Source organism: Nocardia otitidiscaviarum NBRC 14405 (assembly GCF_000308635.1).
Classification (GTDB): Bacteria; Actinomycetota; Actinomycetes; order Mycobacteriales; family Mycobacteriaceae; genus Nocardia; species Nocardia otitidiscaviarum.
Genome location: NZ_BAGD01000224.1, coordinates 1 through 437, shown reverse-complemented (window position 1 = coordinate 437; position 437 = coordinate 1). Strand labels below are relative to the sequence as shown.

The window sequence follows — 437 nt, the reverse complement described above, 5'->3', positions numbered from 1 at the left end:
CACGAGATCGCCCGTATCGAGGCCGACGCTCGCGCCGTCGCCGAGGACCGGCTATTTACGCTCGCCGAGCTGCGCCGCGTGCTCGACGCGCTCGGCGCACCGGTGCCGAAACAAACGCTGTACTGGTGGGCGAGCGAGCGCCGGATCGAACCGCGCGGATGGATGCACCGCGACGAGCGCGGCGCGCGCATCACCGACCACAAGCTCGACGACCGCGACAAACCGGTGTACCGCACCGGTGACGTGCTGCGACTGGCGCGCCGCCAGGCACAACAGGGAGGATCGGCGGCATGACCACCGAGGACTACGACGACCCGTTCGACCGCCCGCTCGGCTACGACTACGAGCCGTTGCCCGATGGGCGTATCCCGGTGTGGATCATGGGCGGCGTCGGCGACCAGGCCCGCGCCGTGACGCCCTGGAACAAGCACGACACC

Annotated in this window: 1 protein-coding gene; it reads left to right on the top strand. The window is 70.3% G+C overall.

All coding sequences use genetic code 11. The features are described 5' to 3' along the window. Positions 1-294 (top strand): hypothetical protein (locus ON31_RS29425; protein WP_039818322.1); only part of this gene is annotated, 294 nt, incomplete at its 5' end. Positions 295-437 lie beyond the last annotated feature (143 nt).